Source organism: Gilliamella apicola (genome assembly GCF_003202915.1).
In the GTDB taxonomy this organism is placed as follows: Bacteria; Pseudomonadota; Gammaproteobacteria; order Enterobacterales; family Orbaceae; genus Gilliamella; species Gilliamella apicola_Q.
This window is the reverse complement of the sequence record NZ_QGLP01000010.1, coordinates 175,039-200,539: the sequence shown is the minus strand read 5'-3', so window position 1 is coordinate 200,539 and position 25,501 is coordinate 175,039. Positions and strand designations below refer to the sequence as shown.

General features: G+C 35.3%; 25 protein-coding genes. 9 read left to right on the top strand and 16 right to left on the bottom strand.

Annotated features, from left to right (window positions below):
- Window positions 1-440 precede the first annotated feature (440 nt).
- The 10 genes from flgJ to flgB are packed head-to-tail and all read right to left on the bottom strand — an operon-like array spanning window position 441 to window position 8,208.
- The gene (gene flgJ, locus DKK79_RS14070) at window positions 441-1,466 is read right to left on the bottom strand and encodes a flagellar assembly peptidoglycan hydrolase FlgJ (protein WP_110424599.1); all 1,026 of its coding nucleotides are present in this window, start codon (window positions 1,464-1,466) and stop codon (window positions 441-443) included.
- A 15-nt stretch (window positions 1,467-1,481) separates the two neighbouring features.
- The gene (locus DKK79_RS14065; RefSeq protein WP_034883560.1) at window positions 1,482-2,015 is read right to left on the bottom strand and encodes a rod-binding protein; all 534 of its coding nucleotides are present in this window, start codon (window positions 2,013-2,015) and stop codon (window positions 1,482-1,484) included.
- Between the two features lie 14 nt (window positions 2,016-2,029).
- Entirely contained in the window at window positions 2,030-3,139 is a 1,110-nt protein-coding gene (locus DKK79_RS14060) for a flagellar basal body P-ring protein FlgI (RefSeq protein ID WP_034883561.1), read from the bottom strand.
- An 11-nt stretch (window positions 3,140-3,150) separates the two neighbouring features.
- On the bottom strand, window positions 3,151-3,828 hold the full coding sequence (locus tag DKK79_RS14055) for a flagellar basal body L-ring protein FlgH (protein ID WP_034883563.1): 678 nt from the start codon (window positions 3,826-3,828) through the stop codon (window positions 3,151-3,153).
- A gap of 21 nt (window positions 3,829-3,849) precedes the next feature.
- Window positions 3,850-4,632, bottom strand: coding sequence for a flagellar basal-body rod protein FlgG (flgG, locus tag DKK79_RS14050; protein WP_034883564.1), 783 nt, complete (start codon window positions 4,630-4,632; stop codon window positions 3,850-3,852).
- Window positions 4,633-4,650: 18 nt separating this feature from the next.
- Window positions 4,651-5,406, bottom strand: coding sequence for a flagellar basal body rod protein FlgF (locus tag DKK79_RS14045; RefSeq protein ID WP_110424598.1), 756 nt, complete (start codon window positions 5,404-5,406; stop codon window positions 4,651-4,653).
- Window positions 5,407-5,420: 14 nt separating this feature from the next.
- Entirely contained in the window at window positions 5,421-6,632 is a 1,212-nt protein-coding gene (flgE, locus tag DKK79_RS14040; protein WP_034883566.1) for a flagellar hook protein FlgE, read from the bottom strand.
- 16 nt (window positions 6,633-6,648) lie between these two features.
- Window positions 6,649-7,374 carry a flagellar hook assembly protein FlgD gene (locus DKK79_RS14035; protein WP_110424597.1) on the bottom strand — a complete coding sequence of 242 codons (726 nt, stop codon included), beginning with the start codon at window positions 7,372-7,374 and terminating at the stop codon, window positions 6,649-6,651.
- A gap of 13 nt (window positions 7,375-7,387) precedes the next feature.
- Complete coding sequence (gene flgC, locus DKK79_RS14030; protein ID WP_034883568.1) at window positions 7,388-7,792, bottom strand: flagellar basal body rod protein FlgC; 405 nt, start codon at window positions 7,790-7,792, stop codon at window positions 7,388-7,390.
- A 5-nt stretch (window positions 7,793-7,797) separates the two neighbouring features.
- The gene (gene flgB / locus DKK79_RS14025) at window positions 7,798-8,208 is read right to left on the bottom strand and encodes a flagellar basal body rod protein FlgB (RefSeq protein ID WP_110424596.1); all 411 of its coding nucleotides are present in this window, start codon (window positions 8,206-8,208) and stop codon (window positions 7,798-7,800) included.
- A gap of 190 nt (window positions 8,209-8,398) precedes the next feature.
- Between flgB and flgA the strand changes: the two genes are divergently transcribed.
- The 5 genes from flgA (at window position 8,399) to flhA (ending at window position 13,254) form a co-directional block, all read left to right on the top strand.
- A complete protein-coding gene (flgA, locus tag DKK79_RS14020; protein WP_181415332.1) occupies window positions 8,399-9,028 on the top strand; it encodes a flagellar basal body P-ring formation chaperone FlgA in 630 nt (209 codons plus the stop codon).
- A gap of 83 nt (window positions 9,029-9,111) precedes the next feature.
- Window positions 9,112-9,411: a flagellar biosynthesis anti-sigma factor FlgM gene (gene flgM, locus DKK79_RS14015; RefSeq protein ID WP_034883570.1), complete on the top strand. Its 300-nt coding sequence runs from the start codon at window positions 9,112-9,114 to the stop codon at window positions 9,409-9,411.
- Between the two features lie 22 nt (window positions 9,412-9,433).
- Window positions 9,434-9,868, top strand: coding sequence for a flagella synthesis protein FlgN (locus tag DKK79_RS14010; protein ID WP_110424594.1), 435 nt, complete (start codon window positions 9,434-9,436; stop codon window positions 9,866-9,868).
- Window positions 9,869-10,010: 142 nt separating this feature from the next.
- On the top strand, window positions 10,011-11,141 hold the full coding sequence (flhB, locus tag DKK79_RS14005; RefSeq protein WP_034883572.1) for a flagellar biosynthesis protein FlhB: 1,131 nt from the start codon (window positions 10,011-10,013) through the stop codon (window positions 11,139-11,141).
- Between the two features lie 25 nt (window positions 11,142-11,166).
- Complete coding sequence (flhA, locus tag DKK79_RS14000) at window positions 11,167-13,254, top strand: flagellar biosynthesis protein FlhA (protein WP_110424593.1); 2,088 nt, start codon at window positions 11,167-11,169, stop codon at window positions 13,252-13,254.
- A 41-nt stretch (window positions 13,255-13,295) separates the two neighbouring features.
- Here the strand turns inward: flhA and DKK79_RS13995 are convergent, their stop codons facing one another.
- The 3 genes from DKK79_RS13995 to DKK79_RS13985 form a co-directional block, all read right to left on the bottom strand.
- Entirely contained in the window at window positions 13,296-14,678 is a 1,383-nt protein-coding gene (locus tag DKK79_RS13995) for an NCS1 family transporter (RefSeq protein WP_110424592.1), read from the bottom strand.
- Window positions 14,679-14,731: 53 nt separating this feature from the next.
- Entirely contained in the window at window positions 14,732-16,099 is a 1,368-nt protein-coding gene (gene allB / locus DKK79_RS13990; protein ID WP_110424591.1) for an allantoinase AllB, read from the bottom strand.
- A gap of 342 nt (window positions 16,100-16,441) precedes the next feature.
- Complete coding sequence (locus DKK79_RS13985) at window positions 16,442-17,077, bottom strand: NAD(P)-dependent oxidoreductase (RefSeq protein WP_110424590.1); 636 nt, start codon at window positions 17,075-17,077, stop codon at window positions 16,442-16,444.
- Between the two features lie 134 nt (window positions 17,078-17,211).
- Here DKK79_RS13985 and DKK79_RS13980 point away from each other — a divergent pair, with 134 nt between their 5' ends.
- From DKK79_RS13980 to treC, 4 genes are all read left to right on the top strand, one after another.
- Window positions 17,212-17,541, top strand: a complete 330-nt coding sequence (locus DKK79_RS13980) for a winged helix-turn-helix transcriptional regulator (RefSeq protein WP_110424589.1) — start codon at window positions 17,212-17,214, stop codon at window positions 17,539-17,541.
- A gap of 99 nt (window positions 17,542-17,640) precedes the next feature.
- Window positions 17,641-18,603 carry a trehalose operon repressor TreR gene (treR, locus tag DKK79_RS13975; RefSeq protein ID WP_110424588.1) on the top strand — a complete coding sequence of 321 codons (963 nt, stop codon included), beginning with the start codon at window positions 17,641-17,643 and terminating at the stop codon, window positions 18,601-18,603.
- Window positions 18,604-18,784: 181 nt separating this feature from the next.
- Window positions 18,785-20,212: a PTS trehalose transporter subunit IIBC gene (gene treB / locus DKK79_RS13970; RefSeq protein WP_110424587.1), complete on the top strand. Its 1,428-nt coding sequence runs from the start codon at window positions 18,785-18,787 to the stop codon at window positions 20,210-20,212.
- A 78-nt stretch (window positions 20,213-20,290) separates the two neighbouring features.
- A complete protein-coding gene (treC, locus tag DKK79_RS13965; protein WP_110424586.1) occupies window positions 20,291-21,967 on the top strand; it encodes an alpha,alpha-phosphotrehalase in 1,677 nt (558 codons plus the stop codon).
- Window positions 21,968-22,032: 65 nt separating this feature from the next.
- Here the strand turns inward: treC and DKK79_RS13960 are convergent, their stop codons facing one another.
- Genes DKK79_RS13960 through DKK79_RS13950 form a run of 3 tightly spaced genes read right to left on the bottom strand, consistent with a single transcriptional unit; the run spans window position 22,033 to window position 25,499 of the window.
- On the bottom strand, window positions 22,033-23,094 hold the full coding sequence (locus tag DKK79_RS13960) for a nucleotidyltransferase domain-containing protein (RefSeq protein ID WP_110424585.1): 1,062 nt from the start codon (window positions 23,092-23,094) through the stop codon (window positions 22,033-22,035).
- A gap of 15 nt (window positions 23,095-23,109) precedes the next feature.
- Window positions 23,110-23,865 carry a nucleotidyltransferase domain-containing protein gene (locus DKK79_RS13955; RefSeq protein ID WP_110424584.1) on the bottom strand — a complete coding sequence of 252 codons (756 nt, stop codon included), beginning with the start codon at window positions 23,863-23,865 and terminating at the stop codon, window positions 23,110-23,112.
- Between the two features lie 53 nt (window positions 23,866-23,918).
- The gene (locus DKK79_RS13950) at window positions 23,919-25,499 is read right to left on the bottom strand and encodes a hypothetical protein (protein WP_110424583.1); all 1,581 of its coding nucleotides are present in this window, start codon (window positions 25,497-25,499) and stop codon (window positions 23,919-23,921) included.
- Window positions 25,500-25,501 lie beyond the last annotated feature (2 nt).

Below are 25,501 nucleotides of genomic sequence, written 5' to 3'. Positions count from 1 at the left end.
GTTTATGCTTTTTCAAGCATGAGCTAATTTAAACACGATCTAATTTATGGATACAATAAGCATATCAAATAAAAAGTTATAGCTTAGTTTCAAATATTATTTATGATTATAATGAAAAATTTTTCCCAAAAGTTATTGTAGCTGATAGTTTCTTTAATCAATTTGTGATGTAATTAATTGTGTCAATATTTGACAAATCAGTAGCAAGCAATTGGTAGCTATTTGGGATTAGCTGATGCTATTATAGCTAAACAATTAAACAATCAGCCAAGTATATTGGTCAATATTAGTACTCTATCGAACCATTATAACTAATATATGATTAGCACAGTCATTATTTATGATAACTAATCAAACATACCTCGGTATTGAACCTAACGTTTTACTAGGAACATAAAGCCATAACTTGACCTAATATAATAACGAATTATCTTTATAAACTATTCTTGAAAAGCAATATGTTTAAAATCAGATATCGATTTTGGTGGCGTTTTTTTAGTAATGTCTTCAATACGACTAATAATTTGAATCAACTTATCGCTATAGTTAGGATCGGTTGAATAGCGTGCTTGTTGCAACGCTTTAGCGGCGGTTCTCGCATCTGGTGCGTTAATCACTTCCTGATAGCGTGGGTTTTTGGTTAGTAAATTAAGATAATCAGCTAATGCGTGTTGTTTACTGTTATAAACTCTAAATTCGTCTTGAATTTTAACCATGCTGTCATTTATAAATTCTCGTGTTGTCGAGCGAGTTGAATTACCTTTCCATGATGAAGTTGCTTTTATACCGAAATAATTGTAACTTGATTGGTTATCTATTGTTTTTATTAGATTTCTACCCCACCCTGTTTCTAAAGCGGCTTGAGCAATAATAACTTCATAGGGAATACCAGAAGTTTTGGAAGCCTTTTTAGCTGTTTCAAACCACTCAACTACAAATTGAGTGATATGATCTTTATCTAAATCACTGTTTGAGTTTTGTAAAGCTAACTCGTTAGGCTTAGCTAAGTTATTGGCCTTATATTGTTGGTAAAGCCTTAGGCCTAATGCCTCTGGTGACAAATTTGATTGGTTATCACTAAATAATGATTGTGCTAACCTTATGTTATTTTGGTTATTATCAGTTTGAGATTGCCGATTATTAATATTAATCGGTGTGTTTGATTGGTTATTTAATTGTTTGTTAGCATCATTGGTTAGTCCAAAACCTTTATCTGTTGCAGGCTGAGTAATTTGTTGATCAGATACTGAAGTAAATAATTGCAATTCAGATTGCTCAGATAAATCGTTATTAGTAACGGTTTTTGGTATAGATTGCTCCAACAAATTCGTAAATTGTGTTTCAAACTTATCTGTAATTTGTTTGATATTTTCACTTGAACGACCGACTACATTGGGCCTTAATTGGCCCATGTCTGAAAAATCATAAGTAAAGCGATTAATGACCTGGTTTACTACATTTTTCATATCAATAATTCTACTTTATTGCCCTTTATTGAGACCATCAAACATTGTTTGCAAGGATAATTCATTGACGTTAGCTTGGGATAGATTATTGGTTTTATACTGCTGGTAAAGTATTTGACCTAATGCTTCAGGTGTTAAATTTGATGATTGGTTATTATCACCAAATAATGATTGTGCTAATTGCTTATTAGTTTGGTTATTATTATTGGTTTGAGATTGATTGTTAATATTAACCGCTTTGTTTGATTGATTGGTTAATTGTTTGGCAATAATGTCGGATAACCCAAAACCTTTACCTGCTGCTTGTTGAGCAATTTGTTGATCAAACATTGAGGTAAATAATTGCATTGAAGATTGATTAAATAAACCACCACTAGGCACAGCTTTGCGCATAGATTGCATCATCATATTTATAAATAATGTTTCAAATTGATCAGCAACTTTTTTGATACTTTCACTTGATCCACTAACTGCCTCTCGTCTTAATTGGCTAATGCTTGAAAAATCATAAGCAAAACGATTAATAGACTGATTTACTATATCTTTCATATCGGTATCCTACTTTAAATAGTTTCCAATGAGGCGTGTAAGCAACCTGCACTTTTTAATGCCTCAAGTATCGACATTAATTCTGTAGGATTTGCGCCTAATAAATTAAGTGAGTTAATAACTCGATTTAAATCAGCGCCAGAAGGTAAATTATGTAGTGCTCCGCCATCTTGTTGTATGCTAACTTCATTATCAGGAACAACAGCAGTCCTACCGCCAGCAAAAGGAGTATTCGGTTGGCTAACTCTTAATTGATTGTTTACAACAACAGATAAATTACCATGAGCAACCGCACAATTGTCTAATTGAACTCTTTGATTCATCACAACCACGCCAGTGCGAGTATTAATCACAACTTTGGCTGAAATTGGCGTTGAGCTAATTTCGAGATTTTGAATTTTAGATAATAATTTAACTCTTGTTTGACTGTCTTGTGGCATGATTAATTTAACGGTCATACCGTCTAAAGGAATTGCGATATTTTTTTGCACCTTGTTAATTGCTTCAGCGATTTTAGCAGCCAAAGTAAAGTCAAATTGGTTAAGGTGTAAGTGAATAGTCCTTTCTTCATCTAAACGAGTAGTTAATTCTCTTTCAATTGTAGCTCCACCAGGAATTGCTGCGCCCGCTGTTTGATTGACACTTACACGGCTTCCTCTAGCGCTTGCGCCCATACCACCAACAAAAAGATTACCCTGTGCAATGGCATAAACTTGGTTGTCGGCGCCTTTTAATGGCGTCATGATCAATGTACCGCCACGTAGACTTTTCGCATTACCTAATGAAGATACAACTACATCGATTTGTTGTCCAATACGAGCATAAGAAGGCAGTTTTGCGGTTACCATTACCGCAGCAACATTTTTCAACTGCATGTTACTAGCTGAAGGAACAGTAATACCTAATTGTGAAAGCATATTAGTTATACTTTGTATGGTAAATGGGGTTTGTGAGGTTTGGTCTCCAGTACCATCTAGTCCAACAACAATTCCGTAGCCAACTAAGGCGTTTTCACGTACACCTTGAACTGTAACTAAATCTCGTATTCGCTCTGCATAACTATAAGGTACAACAACTAGTACCATTAAGATAAAACAGATGAAACTACGTAATTTATTAAACATATTTAGACTCATTAAAATGGTGAAAGGTTTAAAAATAGGCGCTGCAACCAACCCATAGTTTGCGCTTCGTCAATGTAACCGTTACCTACATATTCAATACGGGCATCAGCAACTTGAGTTGATATAACGGTATTATTACCACTTATTGTTCTTGGATTAACAACACCTGAGAATCGAATAAATTCTGTTCCCTGATTTATGGCAATTTGTTTTTCGCCAATAACTTTTAAATTACCATTAACCATTACATCTTGAACGGTGACAGTAATTGTTCCGCTAAAAGTGTTTTTTGCATTTGCCCCACCAGAACCTTTAAAATCATTATTACCTGAGAAATCAGCATCTACTTTTCCTCGACCAACAAGCCCATCTAAAAATTTAGGTACTGTTGTTACCCCTAAATTTGTACTGCTATTACGGCCAGCATTAATCGATGAGCTTTTACTAGCACTAACGTTTTCTTGTAAAACGATTGTTAGTATGTCTCCAATATTGCGTGGCCGACGATCTTCAAACATTGGTTGATAACCATAACTACTTGGTTGTGAGGCTTGATAAATCGAGCCACTCGAATTTGCAATTACTGGCATTTGAGGAACAATACTCGTTTGCCCTTCAACCAATGGTTTTTTAGGTAATTGGCTACAACTAACTAAAAATAGTGCTACTAAAATATAAAGATATCTCATATACCTATCATTTTGTTAGATTTATAACTGATTTAAACGTTGCAACATTTGGTCAGAGGCCGATATTGCTTTACTATTGATTTCATAAGCACGTTGTACTTGAATCATGTTAACTAGCTCTTCCGCAACATTTACGTTAGATGTTTCGAGATAACCTTGATATAGTAACCCCGCGCCATTTAAACCTGGTGTATTTTCAGTCGGTGCCCCCGAACTTTCGGTTTCTAAATAAAGATTTTCACCAACGCTTTCAAGACCTGTTTCGTTGATAAACGTATGTAATGTCAACTGGCCAATTTGCACTTGGGTTGTTTGGTTAGCCAAAGTTACACTAACAATACCGTCTCGTGCCACAGTCATTTTGATGGCATTTGTTGGAATGTTAATTGTTGGTTGAATTTCATAACCAGTAGCGGTAACTAACTGACCGTTTTGATTAACTTGAAAAGCACCACTTCGTGTATAGGCAAGTGTTCCATCAGGCATTAGAATTTGGAAAAAACCTTGTCCGTTAATAGCGACATCATTACTGTTATCAGTTAATTCCAAATTGCCTTGGCTATGGATACGTTCTGTAGCAACAGGTCTAACGCCGGTACCAATTTGTAATCCAGAAGGCAATGTTGTTTGTTCAGATGATTGTGCACCCGGTTGACGAATAGTTTGGTATAATAGATCTTCAAAAACTGCTCGTTGGCGTTTAAAGCCACCAGTACTAACATTGGCTAGATTATTGGAAATTATATCCATATTCATTTGTTGCGCACTTAAACCAGTTTTTGCAATCCATAATGATTTAATCATTATTATTTCCTATTTTAATTAAGTTAATGATAATATTTGATTAGCTTTTTGTGCATTTTCATCTGCAGTAGAAATTTGTTTCATCTGCATTTCAAATTGACGAGCATGACTAATCAAATCCACCATTGCAGTAACAGGATTAACATTACTGCCTTCTAATACCCCAGTCATAAGTTTGGCGTTAGGGTTATCTTCTAACACTGCTCCACGGTTATTAATTGTTGCTTCAGTCGCATGGAAAAAACCATCATCACCTCGCACAATTTCATCACGTTCAAGGTGAACTTTTTTTATTTTTCCCCCTTGAGCAATGGTAGTGGGTTTATCGCCAGCACCTAAAGTTGATAAAGTCCCGTCTGCACTAACAGTAACTTGCGAATTCTGAGGAACAGTTAATACGCCATTATCACCAAGTAGTGGATAGCCTTTAATGTTAAGGGTACCATTTTCATCGATTTGAATTGCACCATCACGCGTATATCCTTCACTGCCATCAGGTAATTGTACCGCTAGCCAATCGTCTTGAGATAAGGCAACATCTAAATTTTGTCCAGTGTAATTAAATGCCCCCATTGTTGAATCGTATGTTGGGGTTGTTGCAGCAACCAGAGTCCTTGTTTGCATACTATTACCTACAATGGGAACCGCTTTCATAGCCACTAATTGAGCACGAAAGCCCACTGTTGATACATTAGCTAAGTTATGACTGGTTATGGACTGTTGATTTAATGTCTGGCTTGCACCAGACATAGCAGTATAAATAACGCGATCCATAAATATCCCTTAAATTATCTTAGATTAACTAAAGTATTAAGTATTTGATCTTGAGTCTTAATGGTTTGAGAATTAGATTGATAATTACGTTGAGCAACAATCATATTGACTAATTCTTGGCTCATATCAACATTCGATGCTTCAACAGCACCACTAGTTAATATACCAAAAGTCCCTGTATTGGCCATGCCTAATACTTCTCCGCCAGAATTAATGGTAGACCGCCAGTTATTATTACCAACTGGTTCTAATCCATTAAGATTAGCGAAATCAGCCATCGCAATTTGGCCTAATATCATTGTTTGTTGGTTAGAATAAACACCATAAATTGTGCCATCATCATTAATATTAAAGCCAATCAGATCACCTGCTGCAAAACCATCAGCGTAAGGAGATTTAACACTACCGGCTTCCTTACCTAAATTTTGTTGAGTACTGTTTAGATATGACAAGGTAAAAGTATTATTTGCTGAACCATTTATCCCATTAACATTAATAGTCATATCTGGATTACTAATTAATCTGCCTGCTGTGTCAAATTCCATTTGCCCTAATGGCTGAAGGGTGGCGGTTGGATCACTATTATCAATATAATGAACATCCCAATGGTTATCAGAGGTTTTTACATAAATAAGTTGAACATTATGTTGATTACCTAAGGAATCATAAGTTGTGATCGTGTTGGAGTAGTTGAAGGTATCAGAATCTTCTGCATCGACAGGTGACCTAACAGGTACTTCGTTATTTGAGTTTAAGTTTATTTGCATAGAAGCTTTAGTCGTTGCTGTTGCATTCAACATTACTTGCGAAATCTGTAATGGAGCAGGTGTTGCCCCTTGCTGAATTTTTGGAGGCATACCTGTTGTTGGATAACCAGTTAAGTGGAAGCCTTCTGTAGATATAATATTACGTTCAGCATCTAATTGAAACTGACCGTTACGGGTATAGTAGACTTGTCCGCCACTATCAATTAAGCGGAAAAAACCATTACCTGAAATTGCGACATCTAAATTATTATTCGTTGCTGTTGTTATACCATCATTAAAATTTTGCATAACATCGGCAATTTTTACGCCCATTCCTACTTTTGATCCAGCATAAAAATCAGCAAATGCGATGCTAGAACTTTTAAAGCCCACAGTTGCTGCGTTGGCAATATTATTACCAATGACATCTAAGTGTTTTGATGCGGCATTCATACCACTAATTGCTTGAGAAAATCCCATATTAACTTATTCTCCTTCAAAGAATTTGACGTACTTCGTCAATACTAATTGAACCAAGTATTCCTAAATCAAGTAATATTTGGTTGTTAACTTTGCTTTTAATTATTCCGTACACAAACGAGTAAGATAATGGTGTTGATGATATTTTTTTCCCATCAGAGCTAGCATCGACCGAAAACGTATAACTACCATCTGGTGCTTGTGTTTCATCATTGAGTTTGCCCGTCCAAGTAAAAGTACATACTCCAGCTGAAACCGGACCTAGATCAATCTCATTCACGACCTTACCGTTTTGATCTCTTATGGTGATAATCACTGAATCAGCATTACTTAAAAGTTCAAATCCGGACGGCGTGATAATTGTCTCTTTTTGGCTCTCTGAGTCTTCACCATCACTATTTGATGAGGCGACTAAAATTTTATTACCAGGAACCATGACCCCTTTGCCAATCATATTACTTGCATTAACTGACATACTATCGTCAATTTGACCTGAGACGACATTTAAAGTTGTATTAAGTCGTTCAATTCCCGCTAAAGTATTAATTTGTGCAAGTTGCGAGGTTAACTGGCTATTGTCCATGGGATTAGTCGGGTCCTGATTTTTCATTTGGGCAATAAGCAACGTCAGGAAATTATCTTGTAATTCCTGACTAGAGTTACCATCAGATGTAGTTTTTTTTACCGTTTGAGGACTTGCGGTACTTGGTGTTCCAGATACTGTTACATTTGAAATACCCATTAATTAAGCCCTTTTATTGCCCTAAGGTAAGTGTTTTTAGCATCAAACTTTTTGCTGTATTAATCACCTCAACATTCGCTTGATAACTTCGAGATGCTGAAATAGTATTAACCATTTCTGCCACTACATCAACATTAGGTTTTTGAATGTATCCTCTTTCATCAGCTAAAGGATGATTAGGTTCATACACTAAATTCATTGGTGCTGGGTCTTCAATCACTTCAGATACTTTTACTCCAGCTACGCTATTTTGGTAACCATAATTATCAACTTCGAAAATAACTTGTTTGGCTCGATAAGCTTGACCTGAAGTACTGGTAATACTATCGGCATTAGCTAAATTACTGGCACTAACATTCATTCGTTGAGTTTGGGCCATTAAAGCTGAACCTGAAATAGAAAAAATAGAGAAACTCATATTTGTTATCCTTGTTGTAATACGGAAACTACATTTTTAAATTGTTCACCTAAAAATGTTAAATTACTTTGATAATGAATACTGTTATCCATAAAAGCCGTTCGCTCTTGATCCATTTCAACAGTATTACCATCAGCCGATGACTGATAAGGAACGCGATAAAGAAGACGATAGTCAAGTGAACCCGTAATATTTGTTTGAATATGTCTTGCAGATGTAACACTAAGCTTTATACTATTAAAAGTATGTTGATTATTGATTGCTTTCTTTAATTCAACATTAAAGTCAATATCTCTAGCTTGATAATTAGGCGTATCACTATTAGCCACATTGGCTGCAAGTATGTTTTGTCGCTTTTCACGAACATCTAGTGCCTTTTCATGGAAATTAACAAAAGTATCTAATTTATTTAGCATAGAATGATCTCATTTTTTCTCAATATAAAGAATTTTAAGCAAATCAAAAAAAAATCATCGTATAAATAACGATAAAAATAGCCCTTATTTCAACATTCAATAATTGGTTGATACAGTAAAATTTAACCATCAATAGTATAAAAAAAATGCGGATATGCCTAATTTTATTAAATTTATATGTTTTTTTGCTATGTTGTGTACCTCAAAAATAGTTTTAGCCACATCGCTAGAAAAACAGATAGAAAAACAGATTAGTGATCTAGTTTATCAACAAATTAATGTTGAAAATGTTACTATTGATTATCCAACTTCAAAGCCTGAGTTAAATTGTGATGCACCGAGTTTAACGATTTTAAATAAAAATAAGCAATGGGGAAATTTGACTATTAGCGCCAAGTGTGAAAATAGCACTAAATATATTCAAATTTATGTTGCTGTGACTGGTAGTTATGTGGTGGCGAATCAATCAATAGGTGCTGGAACGCTAATGACGGAGCAACTGTTGAAAATACAATCTGGTCGATTAGATAAATTACCGTCAAATATTATTTTAAATAAATCTGAGGTATTAAATCATATTGCTTTACGTAATATCGATAAAGGTGAGCCAATAAAAAATTCAATGTTACAGAAAAATTGGCATGTTAAAGCAGGTCAGACTGTAAAAGTTATTGTTAATGATGATGGTTATTCAATTACTACTAATGGTAAAGCGCTTAGCAATGGTGCACTAGATGAATTAATAAATATCAAACTTAATACGGGTAATGTTGTAGAAGGTGTTGTCACGGAAGACGGCATCATAATTTTGAATAAATAATATTAATGATTTTTTGATTTTTGCCGATAATTGGATCAACTATCCTATAAAACCATAATCATAACATTAATTGAAGGTATATTATGAGTATAGACGCAACAAAAAAGGTTACTACCGTATCTGGGTTACCTAATCGTAATCTAATAAATAAGCAAAATAAAAAAACAAGGGTATCTGCGCCGCAATCGAGTAGTTTAACGTTTAATAGTAATGTTAAATTGAACCAAAACACTATAGCAATGTTACATTCCACTGAGAATGATATTGATATCAATAAAATTGAAAAGATTAAACAAGCCATTACTGAAGGTAAATTAGCCATCAATCCGCATAAAATTGCTGATGAAATTATTAAGCAAACTTTTGAAAATATTGACTGCTAGTTATTATTGAAGGAATGTCGTCATGTTAGAATTAGATAACATTTTTAATAGTATAACGGTTATGTTGCAGGATCTTTCAGTTATTTTAGAAGCTGAACAGCAAATATTAATTGAAAATAGTTCAATAAATGAATTGAATGAAATTATAAATCAAAAAAGCCAATTGCTTATTGAGTTAAAATTAATTGATGAAAAACGGCTAAAAGTAAGTGAACAATACAATGTGCAATCACCTTATAGTGAAAACCAAGAGATAGCTTTGAAATGGCAAGCAATTACAGATACTACTCAACGATTAGCTCAAATTAATCGAGACAATGGTATACTTATTCAAAATCGAATGAACGTAACTCAAAAATCAATCGATTATTTGAAAAACATGAATAATCCCTCTGTTTATACTTATAATGGTTATCAACAATCAGAAACTATTTCTTCTGAACGCGCTAAAGTTTAATCTTTTTGAGTTATCTAACGGTAAACGAGATAAATAACCGTTAAATTAGGGTCTTATTAAGCCAATAACTTTATCAAGTTGAGTTCATACTGTGTTATCAAGGTAAACGGTAATTAGATAATAAAATTGATTTAGTTAAGATATGGCTGATGATAGTGATCTAGATAAAAGTGAACAACCCACCGAAAGTAAATTAAAAAAAGCTAAGGAAAAGGGGCAAATTCCGCGATCTCGTGAATTGACATCGTTAATTATATTACTAGTTGGTATCATGCTGTTCTTGTCAATGGGCGCAAATTTTGTCGCTAGGTTAAAAACGATTATTAAACAAGCTATCTTGGTTGCCTACCGAACCGATGATGATAAACAAATTATCTTCAATTTAATTGATTTATTAAGCGCAGGATTTTGGGCGATTTTTCCTATTTTTTTTGGATTAGTAATTATTGCTATCATTGCACCACTTAGTGTTGGTGGTTTACTTTTTAGCTTACAATCAATCAAACCCAATTTTAGTAAATTGAATCCTATCAGTGGTTTTAAACGACTATTTGGGGTCCGAATTTTATCAGAACTATTTAAAAGCATTCTTAAAGTGGTTTTAATTGGTTTTGTCGCATCGCTTTTTTTAATAAGTCAATTTTCAAATATGCTTTCGCTACCAAATATGTATTTAAATAATGCATTATCGGATGCCATGCAGATGATTATCTATTCTGGATTATTATGCGTTTTAGCATTAATCCCTATGGTTGGGTTTGATATTTTTTATCAGATCTGGAGCAATTTTAGAAAATTAAAAATGTCAAAACAAGAAGTTAAAGATGAGTTTAAGGAACAAGAAGGAAACTCTCAAATCAAAGGTCGTATTCGCCAAGTGCAACAAGCAATGTCAAGGCGTCGAATGATGAGTGATGTTCCTAAAGCCAATGTCATTATAACTAACCCTACCCATTATGCTGTTGCGCTACAATATGATGAAAAAACCATGTCGGCACCAAAACTTTTAGCCAAAGGTACCGATAATATTGCTCTCAAAATTAAAGAAATTGCCAAAGAGCATAATATTCCACAATTAGAGGCTCCACCTCTAGCTCGTGCATTATATCGCTATGGTGAAATAGGAAAAAACATCCCAACAGAACTCTATGCGGCTGTTGCACAAATTTTAGCGTGGGTTTATCAATTAAAACGTTGGTATAAACATGGTGGTGATAAACCACGTAAACCGACAAATATTCCGATCCCTGAATCTTTATCAATGAATGAATAAATAAAGGCAACACTCTATTGTTATGATGAAATCAAAATTTACTAATTTATTATCAATAAATGCATTAAAGAAAGGTCATTATCAAATTTTAACTGGGCCATTGCTAATTTTATTGATTCTTTCAATGATGGTATTACCTTTACCAGCATTTGTTTTGGATCTGTTTTTTACTTTTAATATTGCATTATCAATTATCATTTTAATTGTTGCGTTGTTTACTAAGCGAGTCTTAGATTTTGCGGCGTTTCCTACCGTTTTGCTTTTTGCAACGTTATTGCGTTTATCCCTTAATGTTGCCTCAACTAGAGTGGTGTTACTAAAAGGCCATACTGGTAGTGATGCGGCTGGTCGAGTTATTGAAGCGTTTGGCCATTTTTTGGTTGGTGGTAACTTTGCTATTGGTATTGTTGTCTTTGTTATTTTAGTCATCATCAACTTTATGGTTATTACTAAAGGTGCAGGTAGGATAGCTGAAGTTGGTGCTCGCTTCGCATTAGATGGTATGCCAGGCAAACAAATGGCAATTGATGCTGATCTCAATGCAGGATTGATTGGTGAAGACGAAGCTAAAGCACGACGAGCAGAAGTTACCCAAGAAGCTGATTTTTATGGGTCAATGGATGGGGCAAGTAAATTCGTACGTGGTGATGCTATTGCCGGTTTACTAATTATGGTTATTACCATCGTTGGTGGCTTATTAGTTGGGGTTATTCAACATGGTATGACGTTATCAGATGCTAGTCAAACCTATGTACTTCTAACTATTGGTGATGGTTTAGTTGCACAGATTCCTTCATTGATTATTTCAACCGCTGCTGGTGTTATTGTGACTCGGGTTACTTCACAAGAAAACATTAGTGACCAAATGCTTAAACAGTTATTTAATAATCCACAAGTATTAATATTAACTGCGGTGGTTATTGGTTTACTTGGACTTATTCCAGGAATGCCAAATTTGGTATTTTTAATGTTTACTGCGATTTTATCACTAATTTCTTGGTGGTTAAGCAAACAAAAGAAAACCGAAAAGTCAATTGATAAAACAAAAACCAATGAACAAGCGACCAAATCTGTGAGCATTGAACCTTCTTGGACTGACGTAAGTATTGAAGATAGTTTAGCGATGGAAGTTGGATACGGACTCATTCCTATGGTTGATCAAAACCAAAATGGTGAATTACTTGGTCGAATTCGTAGTTTGCGCAAAAAGTTTGCGCAAACATTAGGTTTTTTACCGCCTCAAATTCATATTCGCGATAATCTCTCGTTATCACCCTACCAATACAAATTTTTCATAAAAGGTGGTGAAGTTGGCCAAGGCGAAATTATGAATAATAAATGGTTGGCAATCAACCCAGGTACAGTGACCGAAACCATAGAAGGTATTGAAACCACTGAACCAGCTTTTGGTTTGCCTGCATTTTGGATAGATAAAAACGATAGAGAAAAGGCGCAAATGTTGGGTTATACCGTTGTTGATACCAGCACCATGATTGCTACCCATTTCAATCATTTATTAACTCAATTTGCGAGTGACTTATTGGGTCGTCTAGAAACACAAGAATTACTCGATAGAATAAAACAAGAAGTACCTAAATTAGTTGAGGATTTTATTCCTGATGTAGTGCCATTAACTACTTTCCATAAAATTCTTCAAAACTTACTGGCTGAAAAAGTATCAATTCGTGATATGCGCACAATTATTGAAACAATTTGTGAACAGGCTCCAAACCAAAATGACCCATACCATTTATTGAGCGTGGTTAGAATAGCTTTAGGAAGAGTTATTACTCAGCAGTGGTTCCCAGGGGCTGGGCCTATAAGAGTCATCGGATTAAATATCAATTTAGAACGATTATTACTCCAAGCCTTACAAAATACCAGTAATGTTGAACCAGGTTTAGCGGAAGATATTATTAATCAAGTTAAACAAGCTATTCATCAACAAGATGCAATTGGTGCTCCGCCTGTTTTATTGGTTAATCATTCATTGCGGGCTATGCTTTCGCAATTTTTAAGAGCTAGTTTCCCACAACTGGCGGTATTATCAAACTTAGAAATAACTGATAACCGAGAAATTAAAGTGACATATCAAATTGGCAGCGACACGTGATAACACGTTAAATCTGCTGCCATTTAATTGTCACTTAAAATTTATTTGTTTTCAAAAATGGTCCCTTTTTTGAAAGGCGAATTTTTAAAAGTATATTTGGTTAATAAGATATAACTTATTCCACCAACAACAAAGCCGACAATCCATGTTAAGCTTACTTCATAAAATGCAGCCGCCGAACCGATTAGCATAGCTAGAATCGCGGCTGGATTATAGCCAGAGAATTGACCATTATTATCATATAACCTGTTTATATCAATTTTTTGGCGACGCAATAGATAATATTCCACCAATAAAATTGCCACAATTGGTCCCAAGAATGCGGAATAAATTAAAATAAATAAACCTAATCCTTTTGCTGAGGTATCTTGAACTAAAACCCAAGGGAAAGAAGCGATAGCTAATAACCCGGTAATGGTCACCGCTACTTTATATTTAGCTTTTGTTAATAACGTAATTACGTAAGCTGGTGGGATGATATTCGCAACGATATTTACCGCAACAGTACCTAACACGATAAAGGCTGATACCACGATGGTGATATATGGATTATTTACCACAATTGCAAATGCTTTAACTGGATTAGAGTTACCGGTGACTGACGCCAACATCACCCCAATGGTAATAATAAAGCCGTAAGCGACAAATATTGGTAAAAAATAGAGAAGACCTCTTTTGCGATTGCTAAAACCGCTTTTCAGTTCTCGCGAATAATCTGCTGCACTTAAGAAGATTGCAGCATAATTACCTAAAAACATCATAATAAAACCACAAAATGGTAATCCCCAAGTTCCTTCTGTGTTCACCCATTTATCTATAATAATCTCTTGATGATTATTGAGTAATATAATAAAGACATAAATTAATGCACAAAGAATAACTACTGAAATTAACGTTTCTACCCATTTTATGGCATGGAATCCATATAGTGATAAGACAATTTGGAAAAATTGCAAAATAAGGAAACAGATAAATACATTATTAAAATCGCCATTAGATAATATTTTAATAATTTCATTGAGTGCTGTTGCACCTATCCAACTTTGAAATCCATACCAAACGATAGCCGGGATGCCGCGTAGTAATGAAGAAATAATCGCGCCTTTTATCCCAAATGACATCCGCAGTTGTACCACGTAAGGAATACCGGTGCGATAACCTAAACGATCATTAAAGACAAAAATGGTGGTAATAATTAATATGGCAATAAACGTTGCGGCAAACGTTTGGAAAATATTCATGGTGGCAACACCCGCTACTACTAAGCTCGCCCCTAAAGTCATATTACCCAAATTCATACCATCACCAATCCACATAAAGGAATAGGCTAAAGGATTCATAGTTCGATCTTTGCTAGATTTGGGTAAGAGCGAACTATCAATCTGCGTCGGTGTCGTCGGTGATTGTGCTGTGTTATTCTTCATGGTTTTCCTTTCCTACTTATTTTTTATCTATTTTTTATTGTTTTATATAATGATTAACGTCGAATAAATGTCCCTCTTGGAGTTGAATCAACACCAGAATTTATCTGATAAATGGTTTCACCACGTAATAGTGTTTGCACAACTTGGGCGCCAATTTGTCGTCCTACATAAGGGCTAAATTTATTGCGATATTCGAGATCTTGTTCTTTTAATACATAGTTTGAATGAGGTTTAATAAAGATAATATCCGCGTCTTTACCAACTTTAATCGAGCCTTTGGCTGGTAAGTTATATCTTTCGGCTGGATTTTTAGCGATGATATCGGCAAATTGTTTTAACGACATACCACGCTTTTGTACAGCTTCATCAAACAGGATATCGACATTATTTTGTACTCCAGAGATTCCGCCCCATGCATCAAAAGCATTAGCTTTATCTTTTAGATCGTAAGTGCATGGTGAATGGTCAGAAACGGCCGTGATAATGTGACCAGCAAAGAGATACTTCCATAATCCTTCTTGAGCTTGTTGATCACGAATTGGTGGTGAACATTTTGCAATTGGTCCAATGGCGTCTAGCTGATCAGTAGTAAAATAGAGATAATGGATACAGGTTTCACAAGTCACATTTACACCTTCTTGGCGTGCTTTGATCACTTCCTCAACTCCTTCTGGGCAAGCTACATGGCAAATGTGAATTGGGCATCCAGTTTGCTTAGCAAAAAAGATAGCTCGACGAATAGCTTCAACTTCAGTAAAGGCCGGACGAGTAGCCACATATTGTGATAATGTGCTTTCGCCTCGCGCTTTAGCTTGTTGCCCTAAGATATCTGTAATGGCGGCATTTTCTGCATGAATGGCTAACACTTTACCGGTTTTGGCAATTTGGCGCATCCCTTCCCATAGGGCATAATCATTTACATTAGCAAAATCACCATCAAGATTGGGATCTCCACAGGTTGCCATAAAGCATTTAAATGCCGCGACGCCTTCTTCAACTTGTTCGGCAATACCATTATTAGTCAGGTTATAAGGTACTAAGCCACCATAAGAAGCTACATCGACATAGAGTTTTCCTTCACCGGCAGCATATTTAGTGCGAAGTGTTTCACCACTAGTTGTTGCTGGAAGTTGATTCAGTGGCATTTCAACAAAAGTTGTAACTCCGCCTTTTGCACATGCTTTGGTTCCTGTGACATAGCCTTCCCACTCATGACGTACACCGCCAGGTTCACTAATATGAACATGAATATCAACCATTCCGGGGCTAACAATCAAGCCCTCAGCATCAATAATTTTATCGGCTTGCACTAAATTAGGGCCAATTGCTGCAATTTTGCCATTTTTTATTGCAACATCGCTAAAGATCTCGCCAGATTCGAGAATAACAAGGCCATTTTTAATGATTAGATCGTACTGCATAATAGTTTTCCCAAGTAAAATGATTACAAATTAAACGTATAATAAATCATATTATCAGTATTATTGGTATTATCAAATTATTCATAATAATCTTTGATTTATGCAATAAACGTGCCAATTAATAAACAACTAAGTAATAACAGACATGACCTTATTTTCTTAGATTGATGATGCACTAAAATGATCCATTTGCATGCATTGGATTAATTGTTTTGCACTATTTTGGGGTAGTAGCAGGGAAGATTGCATTAGATGTATAAAATAAAAGATTAATTTATGTGCCTTACATTAAAATCAACCATTTGATTGTTGACTCTCTTAATGTAAGGCTTAATAAGAATATTATTCAGTGGCAACAGTAAAACGTTGTTTGATATGTTTTGCTTTTTCTGCTTCATCAATCATGGCGATCGCATAGTCAGCGTAGCTGATTTGACTTTTTCCTTGGCTGTTAACCAAAATTTCTTCGCCACCAACAATGTAATGACCTGTTCTTGGGCCATCAGCAATAAATTCAATCGCTGGACTTAGATAGGTCCATTGCACATCATTACAATTTCTTAATTGATCTAAAGCTTTCGCCATATTATTGGCTAATGGTTTAAATTCATCAGGGAAATCCGGTGAATCAACTAAACGAACAGTATGCTCTGGATTGACATATAAACTACCTGCACCCCCAACAACTAATAAACGATTAGGTTTACCGCTTAAAATATCGGTTAAATGTTTTAGACTAGTTTGATGTAGTGGTAGCGATTCAGGCGCCCAAGTACCAAATGCATCAATGATCACATCAAATGGTTTTAAATCGTCATAAGTTAATTGAAACAAATCTTTTACTAATACTTCCGCTTTTGAATCGGTATTTGAACTAGGATTACGCACGATTGCGGTAACATCATGCCCTCGAGATAATGCTTCTTTAACCAACAATTGTCCTGATTTACCATTTGCACCAATTACTGCAATTTTCATCTTATTCTCCTTATTACGATTTAGATAAATTAATTTTTTTAGCTTAATATCCAAAGTTTCTATTGTAAAGTAGGTACTAAGTAGTAATATAGTTACCAATTGGATACTATTGTTGAAATTAAAGGAAAATTATTATGCAGGCGATCGAAAATTTACCGCCATGTCCTGTTGAAACCACCCTATTATTAATGGGGGACAAATGGAAAGTGCTAATTGTTCGAGACTTACTTTCTGGCACCAAACGTTTTGGTCAACTAAAAAAATCACTCAACGGCATCTCACAAAAAGTTCTCACTTCGCATTTAAGAACGATGGAAAAAAATGGCTTAATTACCCGCAAAGTGTATGCCCAAGTGCCACCTAAAGTGGAATATACCTTAACCGAGGTTGGACAAAGCTTAAAACAGGTGCATGATGCGATGTTAGATTGGGGGAGCATCTACAAATTAAAATACAGTAAATAAGATCAGAATTAGCGATAATCTTATCATTGATATGATTATCGCTATTTTGTTCAATCTATATTACTATGATTTAATTGATATTCATTCCGTAAATTGATTATGAGTAAGTCACTAACTAATTTAACCATTAAAGATATTGCCAAATTGAGTGGTGTTAGTAAATCCACTGTTTCGCGAGTCATTAATCACGATCCAATGGTGAAGGAATCAACTCGCAATAAAGTGATGGCAATCATTGAACAATATCAATTTACGCCATCGAAATCGGCTAGAGCAATGCGTGGTTATGGTAATAAAGTTATTGGCATTATTGTCACTCGCCTCGATTCCATCTCGGAAAATCATGCTGTTCGAAGTATGTTACCCATTTTTTATGCTAATGGTTATGATCCGATTATTATTGAGAGCCAATTTAGTGCGCCTAAAGTTGAAGAGCACCTGAGAATGTTAAAAGAAAAACAAGCTGATGGGGTGGTGGTTTTTGCTTTTACTGGATTAGAGAGTTCTCGGTTAGCATTTTGGCGAAATAAATGTGTGGTTATTGCAAGGCCTTTTCCTGATTATTCTTGTATTTGTTATGACGATGTGGGTGCGGTAAACAAAGCATTAACCTATTTATATCAAAAAGAGAAACACAAAAAAATTGGTTATATCGGTATAACTAAACAAGATCAGACCACCGGTGAACTACGTTATCAAGCCTATACTGATTTTTGTCATACTCATAAAATTAAGCCAAATGCGGTGCTTGGTAAGTTAAGTTTTTATTCAGGTTATGAACTTGCTGAATCAGTCTTACTTGATTCGCCAACAGCGATCGTTTGTGCCACCGATTCAATTGCCTTAGGTTTAAATAAATACTTATCTGAAAAAAATATTAATAATATTGTTGTTATTAGTATCGGTAATAGCGATCTTCTTAATTTTTTATTTACCGAAACGATTATCGTCGATCTTGGTTTTGATAAAGCTGGCACCTATGCCGCAAATGAACTCTTGCAAACGCTACAGAGCGAAGTAAAAGCGAAAATCATTACGGTGCCTTCCCAAATTGTTAATTAACGATTTTTAATCCTATAGTGCGATATTGCCGCAAAATTGTGAGGTTTGTCACAAAAAGGGAACGTTCCCATTTATTTAAATAGTAATTCCATTTATGCTTAATCTCTATCAAATTAGGATCGAAATGATTTAACGAACCCCCCAAAATATTGGCTTAAATTAAAAATAAGGAGACTTAACAATGGCGAAAGCACCTAAAGTTTCAACTGCATCAATTATGCAATTAATTGAGCTGGTTGGTGGAAAAGAAAATATTGCTAGTGTCACCCATTGTTTAACCAGATTAAGATTTGCGCTTGCCAATCCGAAAATAGCCGATGTTGCAGCCATTGAAGAATTACCATTTGTCAAAGGTTGCTTTAATAATGCAGGCCAATTTCAAATTATTATCGGTACTGATGTTGACAGTTATTACAAATTACTCATTGAACAATTAAATATCGACGAAGCGACGAAAGAGCAAACTAAAGCCGCAGCTAAGCAAAATATGTCGTGGTTTGAACGGTTAATTTCAAACTTAGCTGAAATCTTTGTACCATTGTTGCCTGCTTTAATTGCTGGTGGTTTATTACTTGGCTTGCGTAATGTGATTGGTGAAATGCCAACTATTGACAATAAACCTCTAATACACACTTTCACTTGGCTGATACCAATTAACAATTTCTTATGGTTACCGTGTGAGGCTATCTTCGACTTCTTACCGGTGGCCATTTGCTGGTCTACGGTGAAAAAAATGGGAGGATCCCCCGTTTTGGGCATTGTATTAGGCATCACATTAGTTTCACCACAACTGATGAATGCTTATGATTTGGGCAAAATTGTTCCTCAAGTCTGGGATTTTGGTTGGTTTACCATTGCTAAAGTGGGTTATCAAGCACAAGTTATACCGTCAATTTTTGCTGGTTTAGCTTTAGGATGGATTGAAACACGGCTTCGTAAAATTATTCCTGATTACTTAAATTTAGTGATTGTACCAATCGTTGCCTTAATGCTGTCAGTTGTCTTAGCACACTTTGTTTTAGGGCCTATTGGACGCATGCTTGGCAATGGGATTGTTTATGTGGTTAAGTATTTAATGACCGGTGATTATGCCTTTATTGGTTCAGCTATTTTTGGCTTCTTCTATGCACCTTTGGTTATTACAGGTATTCATCACACCACATTAGCTATCGATATGCAGATGACCGAAAGTATGGGTGGCACGCCTATTTGGCCAATTATCGCCTTATCCAATATCGCCCAGGCATCAGCTGTGGTTGGTATCATCTTAATAAGTAAAAAACATAATGAACGAGAAGTATCTATTCCTGCGGCAATATCTGGTTATCTCGGTGTGACAGAGCCAGCGATGTATGGTATCAATTTACGTTATAAATTCCCGATGTTTTGCGCCATGATTGGTGCCGCTTGTGCCGGATTAATTTGTGGTTTATATGGAGTGTTATCTAATAGTATTGGCGTCGGTGGATTACCCGGTATCCTATCGATAAAACCAGTCTTCTGGTCGATTTATGCCTTGGCTATGTTGGTGGCGATTGTGGTGCCAATCGTATTAACCGCCATTGTTTACAAAATAAAACAGAAAAAAGGCACGTTAAATATCCGATAACGGTTATAAATAGGGGATTCTCTACGGTTTTAACCGCTGGTGAATTTGAATCTACTGATTAAAAATAAAGAGCAAGCGATGAATAAAATAGCTATTCCATGGTGGCAAAACGGTACCATTTATCAAATCTATCCTAAAAGTTTTCAAGCCAGTCAAGATCAGGCAACCGGTGATTTGTTAGGTATTATCAGCCGATTAGATTATCTAAAAAAACTCGGTATTAGTGCCATTTGGTTAACGCCGATTTATCCATCACCACAAATTGATAATGGCTATGATGTTGCCGATTATTACGATATCGACCCAGCCTATGGCTCAATGGCCGATTTTGAATTACTGATTAAACAGGCGCATGAGCGTGGGATCCGTATTATGATGGATATGGTGTTCAATCACACCTCGACCGAGCATCCATGGTTTAAATCAGCTTTAGATAAAGCCAGCCCGTACCGCTCATTTTATATCTGGAAAGATGCTAAGGCTGACGGTAGTGAGCCAAATAATTGGCGCTCCAAGTTTGGTGGTAAAGCATGGCAATGGCATGAACAATCTGGGCAATATTACTTACACCTATTTGCCAAAGAGCAAGCTGATCTCAATTGGGAAAATCCACAAGTTCGCAACGAAATTAAAAAAGTATGCCAGTTTTGGGCAGATAAAGGTGTTGATGCATTAAGATTGGATGTGATTAATTTGGTCTCCAAACAACAGGATTTTGCTGATGACAACAATGGTGATGGTCGACGTTTCTATACCGATGGTCCTAAAATCCACGAGTTTTTACAAGAGATGAGTCGCGATGCTTTCCAACCTAATGATCTCAAAACCGTTGGTGAAATGTCCTCGACCTCATTAGCCAACTGTTTGCAATATGCCTCATTAGACGGAAAAGAGCTCACTATGACTTTTAACTTTCATCATTTAAAAGTCGATTATCCAAACGGCTATAAATGGGCATTAGCCAAACCGGATCTACTCCAGTTAAAAAATATTATCGGCGAGTGGCAAACCGGGATGCATGCTAAAGCATGGAATGCCATTTTTTGGTGTAATCATGACCAACCACGAATTGTGTCGCGCTTAGGTAATGAAAACCAATATCACCGTGAATCCGCGAAAATGCTTGCTATGTTGCTATATGGATTACAAGGCACGCCATATCTCTATCAAGGTGAAGAGATCGGCATGACCAATCCACATTTTAATAATATTAACCAATATCGTGATGTTGAAAGTTTAAATATCTACCAAGAAAAAATAGCTGAAGGGATCAATGAAGCGGAAATTTTAGCCATATTAGCGAGTAAATCACGTGATAACAGTCGTACGCCTATGCAATGGGATGATAGCCTAAATGCTGGTTTCACAACGGGGCAACCATGGATTGAGGTAGCAAATAATTACTCACAAATTAATGTCAAAGCCGCATTGGCTGATCAGAATTCGATCTTTTACTGCTATCAAACATTAATTAAGTTACGTAAAGAGTATCCAATCTTTATTTTTGGTGATTATCAAGATTTAACCGCCAATATTGCTGATTATTGGTGTTACTTGCGCCGTTATAATAATCAACAACTATTAGTGATAATCAATCTAACCGAAAAACCGGTTAACTGGCAGTTACCAAAAAACTTACAAAGTACTAATTGGCAAAGATTATTGAGTAATTATCAGCAAGCAACGGCAGTCGGCGCTGAAATCCAATTAAGACCATACGAAGCATTATATTTATTGGCTAATGATGATAAATAATAAGCTTTAGTAAAATTGAATGTAAAAAAGCGCCGTTATTAAAATGAGCGCTTTTTTATTAATCATTATGATTGATATAAGTAATTACGCATCGTTAGCAAAACTGCTAATGCTTTTTGGCTATTAGGTTGATCAGGTAATCGCGATGATAATGATGCAGTTTCGATTTTTGCTAATAGTGATTCAGCAAGTTGCATAATCTCATCATAACTTAATTTACCCTGCTTAATGGCTAACAGTTCATCACGATTAGGTCGTTTATTGGTAATGGTTCCTTTTGTCATGATTTCGTAGGCAACTTGCAATAACCGAATAGTATGCATCATGTTTTTAGCATCAAAGTCATTACCATTTTCAATATTATTTTTATAACGTTGCTGATTCCGATTGGCGACCCATTGCCAATACGCTTTATATTCACGGCAGTGCGATGAGAAACCATCACGATTAAAACTCAAATAAGCCGTTACTTGAGAATCCATTTTAACCGAAGATAAACAGAGTTCCGTGGAATCTTCATGCTGAATAATGCCATGATAACCACAACTACCTGACGCATCATAGAAGAGAGCATATAAATCCCTACCATGAGGTATATTAACCAAACCACAACACTGTTGCTGTAAACCATTTTGGGTTAACCAGTTGGTCATTGGATAAGTATGTTGCCCTTGAATGATATAACAAAAATCCAGTACTGTTTTTCGTTTAACTTCTACTGGATTATTGATTTTTTTATTTAACCCTTTAGCTTTTTTTATTTGCGATATTGCATAATGAGCAAATGTTTGTTCGGTTTGTTTAGATAAAAAAAGATCGAGGGTCAACTGCTGCATAATCGGATGTTGATATAAAATACATTCCGAACTGGAAGCTAACACTTCTAAAATATTAGGGTTATTTTTAAGCAGTAATTCAACAAACCGGCCTAATTCATAATAGACAATATCATTAGAGGCATTACTAATTTGCGGAATGTACTCAAGTCCATAAAATTTTTCTTTTGGTAGGTAAAATACCCCTTTAATATCAGTATCGGATGTTTCCGTGGCTAATCCAAAAGCACGGCTACCACTGATAACTTCAAATAAGATTAAATTTTGCCTTTTTAAATCATCAATTGTCATCTGATATTCTTTTCCCTATTGCAAATCCATCAATGTTTTTATAAAAAATTGATCTAATTTAGCCGGTTTAAAATGTCGTTCAGTTATTGGCGCAACCTGTTGCAAGATATCATTCATCGACTGTTCAATAAATAGTAATATTTCAGGATCGATAGCGATAAGTTGTGATTCAGCCATGGTTGCTTTTTGCTCAATAATCTTATTGATTTTGTTACGTAAATTTTCGGGCAATAGCGTCAATAATGGTGCTATTGCCATCGGAGCGATTTGCTGTTTTTCTAAACACCATTTAGCACATAATAGTGGTCTTAACACATAAAATAACTTTTTGACACCAATTTGTTGTCCTTGATTACTTTGCCAAGCACTTTTCGCTATACCTAAATAGTGAAAAATATTACCGCGGGCATTAAAAAATTCTGCGCATAATTGCCATAATGGCTCAGCAATTGCAGCATTTTGCTGATAAATAATTGGTGACTGCAACCACTCAAATGGCGTAGTATTGGATTTGCGAATTAACTGTAACGTTTTTTTCAAATCCCACCCATGTAAATCCAACTCATCGTCGATTGGAAAAGTAAGATGAGAAGCAGGATTATCAATTGATAAATATTTATCAATTGGATGAATATAAATAAAACGAACATCATAATCACTATTTGGTGAGGGAAATCCCCATGCTCGGCTACCAGACTCGCAGGCAAAAATGATGTTAATGTTATATTGTTGTTCTAATTCAATAAGTTTTTCTTGTATACGGTTTTGCATTTTCAATAACATCCTTATTAATTTTTATAATAACCATCAATTGAACAAAATTTTTAATCATTCATTTCAGCTATTAATGCGGCTAAATCTTCTTTAATCTCGTCATCAGGTTCAATGATTGCCAGTTCTTGTACTGCCGTTTTGATCTTGGCTGACCATAATGACCGTTCCCAAGCTTTTATAGCATTTAATGCCATAGTTCGATGTCGTATTAGCGGGCTTTTTAAAGCGATTAATAATAAATCTTCACCAACCTCAGGAAAACGATCAAGTTCTTGTAATATCAGTAATAATATATAATGTGCATCATCTTCGCCGAATCCATCATCCAATGTAGGTCCGGTTGCGAGTTTAGCGAAATCATATTGTTGATTAGCTAATTGAATAACTTGTTGGATTCTTGATATTGAATCACTTTGCATCAAATTATTCCACTGATCACCATTATATTTTTTCTGATATTCAAATCGTGCTGGCCATGCATCAAAACCATATTGAGAATAAAGTTCTGCTGCTAGCGAAAATTGCTTCTCATTGATAGCCGTTAGTTTTTTTTCAATCAACTCTATCCATTTATCTTGTTGAATAAACTGATTAGCTTTTTCGATTATTTCATCTTTTATTTGTTCGTGCCAGTTAGGCGTATTTTCATCTACCTCTTCAGTAACAAAATTATGTATTAATTTAACCGTTCGTAATATATTCAGATCGACTAAGTTTGGTTGTTTAAGTAGATGAGTTAAATAACTGGCACAAACTTGAGCACCAACATCATAACAATATATATCCTCAGCTGGCCCACCGTTAATTAATGCTTCTAGAATTTCACCGATTGAGCTAATTAATTCATTATCAATACTATTTTGCTCTAACACCTTATCTAATTCACCAGCTACTGCGCAGGTATAAGCAAGATATTCATTCATAATGCTATTTTGATAACCGGCTCTTAACAACCAATCTTTACTTGCTGATGATAATGGATAGTTGGTTAATCGTTCGACGATTTGAATACGTCCCCAACCATCAACTTTTTGAGCTAGTTTCATTAAGGTATTTTCAATATCATTTTCAGATGATAATGTATTTTCTAATGCAATAGCAGAATATAAGCTAAACTCATTATGCATACCGAATAACATAAATAGTTCGGTTTGTTCGGTGGTAAAACAGCCCAATATAGCAATACTAAATTTAATGATTTCACGATCAGGGCTATTAATGGCTAACCAATAGACAAACTCATATAATTTATCAAAATCAACGTCAATGTTCGGTATTGCTTCAGCTAAATCATCAATAAAGCTTAATGTACGTTCAGTGGTGACTAAATTATACAGTTGCTCGATATTTGATTGATTAGGTTGTATTGTTATTTGTTGAAGCAACATTAGCATATTTTCTGCACAATTTTGTTCTGTTGATGCGCCGTGATGATTGATAACACCATCCATTGCTCCATTTGCCCATTTGAATTCGTTATTATCCAAAGATTCATCAGGGAGTGTTTCCGCTATCTCTGGTAATTTATCTGCATTTTGATAAGGGAGTAAAAACTGATAAATACTGATTCTATTGTTATCCCATACTATTGGGAATGGTTGCTCAGTTGTTGTGTTTAAATTCGTTGTCATTG

Bases quoted from the DNA above. Each gene is read 5' to 3' on its own strand.
- flgB (WP_110424596.1), bottom strand. From the start codon at position 8,208: ATGCTAAATAAATTAGATACTTTTGTTAATTTCCATGAAAAGGCACTA.
- flgA (WP_181415332.1), top strand. From the start codon at position 8,399: ATGTTGTGTACCTCAAAAATAGTTTTAGCCACATCGCTAGAAAAACAG.
- DKK79_RS13980 (WP_110424589.1), top strand. From the start codon at position 17,212: ATGCAGGCGATCGAAAATTTACCGCCATGTCCTGTTGAAACCACCCTA.
- DKK79_RS13950 (WP_110424583.1), bottom strand. From the start codon at position 25,499: ATGACAACGAATTTAAACACAACAACTGAGCAACCATTCCCAATAGTA.
- DKK79_RS13985 (WP_110424590.1), bottom strand. From the start codon at position 17,077: ATGAAAATTGCAGTAATTGGTGCAAATGGTAAATCAGGACAATTGTTG.
- DKK79_RS14060 (WP_034883561.1), bottom strand. From the start codon at position 3,139: ATGTTTAATAAATTACGTAGTTTCATCTGTTTTATCTTAATGGTACTA.
- flgJ (WP_110424599.1), bottom strand. From the start codon at position 1,466: ATGAAAAATGTAGTAAACCAGGTCATTAATCGCTTTACTTATGATTTT.
- DKK79_RS14045 (WP_110424598.1), bottom strand. From the start codon at position 5,406: ATGGATCGCGTTATTTATACTGCTATGTCTGGTGCAAGCCAGACATTA.
- flgG (WP_034883564.1), bottom strand. From the start codon at position 4,632: ATGATTAAATCATTATGGATTGCAAAAACTGGTTTAAGTGCGCAACAA.
- DKK79_RS14065 (WP_034883560.1), bottom strand. From the start codon at position 2,015: ATGAAAGATATAGTAAATCAGTCTATTAATCGTTTTGCTTATGATTTT.
- DKK79_RS14055 (WP_034883563.1), bottom strand. From the start codon at position 3,828: ATGAGATATCTTTATATTTTAGTAGCACTATTTTTAGTTAGTTGTAGC.
- flhB (WP_034883572.1), top strand. From the start codon at position 10,011: ATGGCTGATGATAGTGATCTAGATAAAAGTGAACAACCCACCGAAAGT.
- flgC (WP_034883568.1), bottom strand. From the start codon at position 7,792: ATGAGTTTCTCTATTTTTTCTATTTCAGGTTCAGCTTTAATGGCCCAA.
- flgM (WP_034883570.1), top strand. From the start codon at position 9,112: ATGAGTATAGACGCAACAAAAAAGGTTACTACCGTATCTGGGTTACCT.
- treC (WP_110424586.1), top strand. From the start codon at position 20,291: ATGAATAAAATAGCTATTCCATGGTGGCAAAACGGTACCATTTATCAA.
- allB (WP_110424591.1), bottom strand. From the start codon at position 16,099: ATGCAGTACGATCTAATCATTAAAAATGGCCTTGTTATTCTCGAATCT.
- flgE (WP_034883566.1), bottom strand. From the start codon at position 6,632: ATGGGATTTTCTCAAGCAATTAGTGGTATGAATGCCGCATCAAAACAC.
- DKK79_RS13995 (WP_110424592.1), bottom strand. From the start codon at position 14,678: ATGAAGAATAACACAGCACAATCACCGACGACACCGACGCAGATTGAT.
- treR (WP_110424588.1), top strand. From the start codon at position 17,641: ATGAGTAAGTCACTAACTAATTTAACCATTAAAGATATTGCCAAATTG.
- treB (WP_110424587.1), top strand. From the start codon at position 18,785: ATGGCGAAAGCACCTAAAGTTTCAACTGCATCAATTATGCAATTAATT.
- flhA (WP_110424593.1), top strand. From the start codon at position 11,167: ATGAAATCAAAATTTACTAATTTATTATCAATAAATGCATTAAAGAAA.
- DKK79_RS14035 (WP_110424597.1), bottom strand. From the start codon at position 7,374: ATGGGTATTTCAAATGTAACAGTATCTGGAACACCAAGTACCGCAAGT.
- DKK79_RS14010 (WP_110424594.1), top strand. From the start codon at position 9,434: ATGTTAGAATTAGATAACATTTTTAATAGTATAACGGTTATGTTGCAG.
- DKK79_RS13955 (WP_110424584.1), bottom strand. From the start codon at position 23,865: ATGCAAAACCGTATACAAGAAAAACTTATTGAATTAGAACAACAATAT.
- DKK79_RS13960 (WP_110424585.1), bottom strand. From the start codon at position 23,094: ATGACAATTGATGATTTAAAAAGGCAAAATTTAATCTTATTTGAAGTT.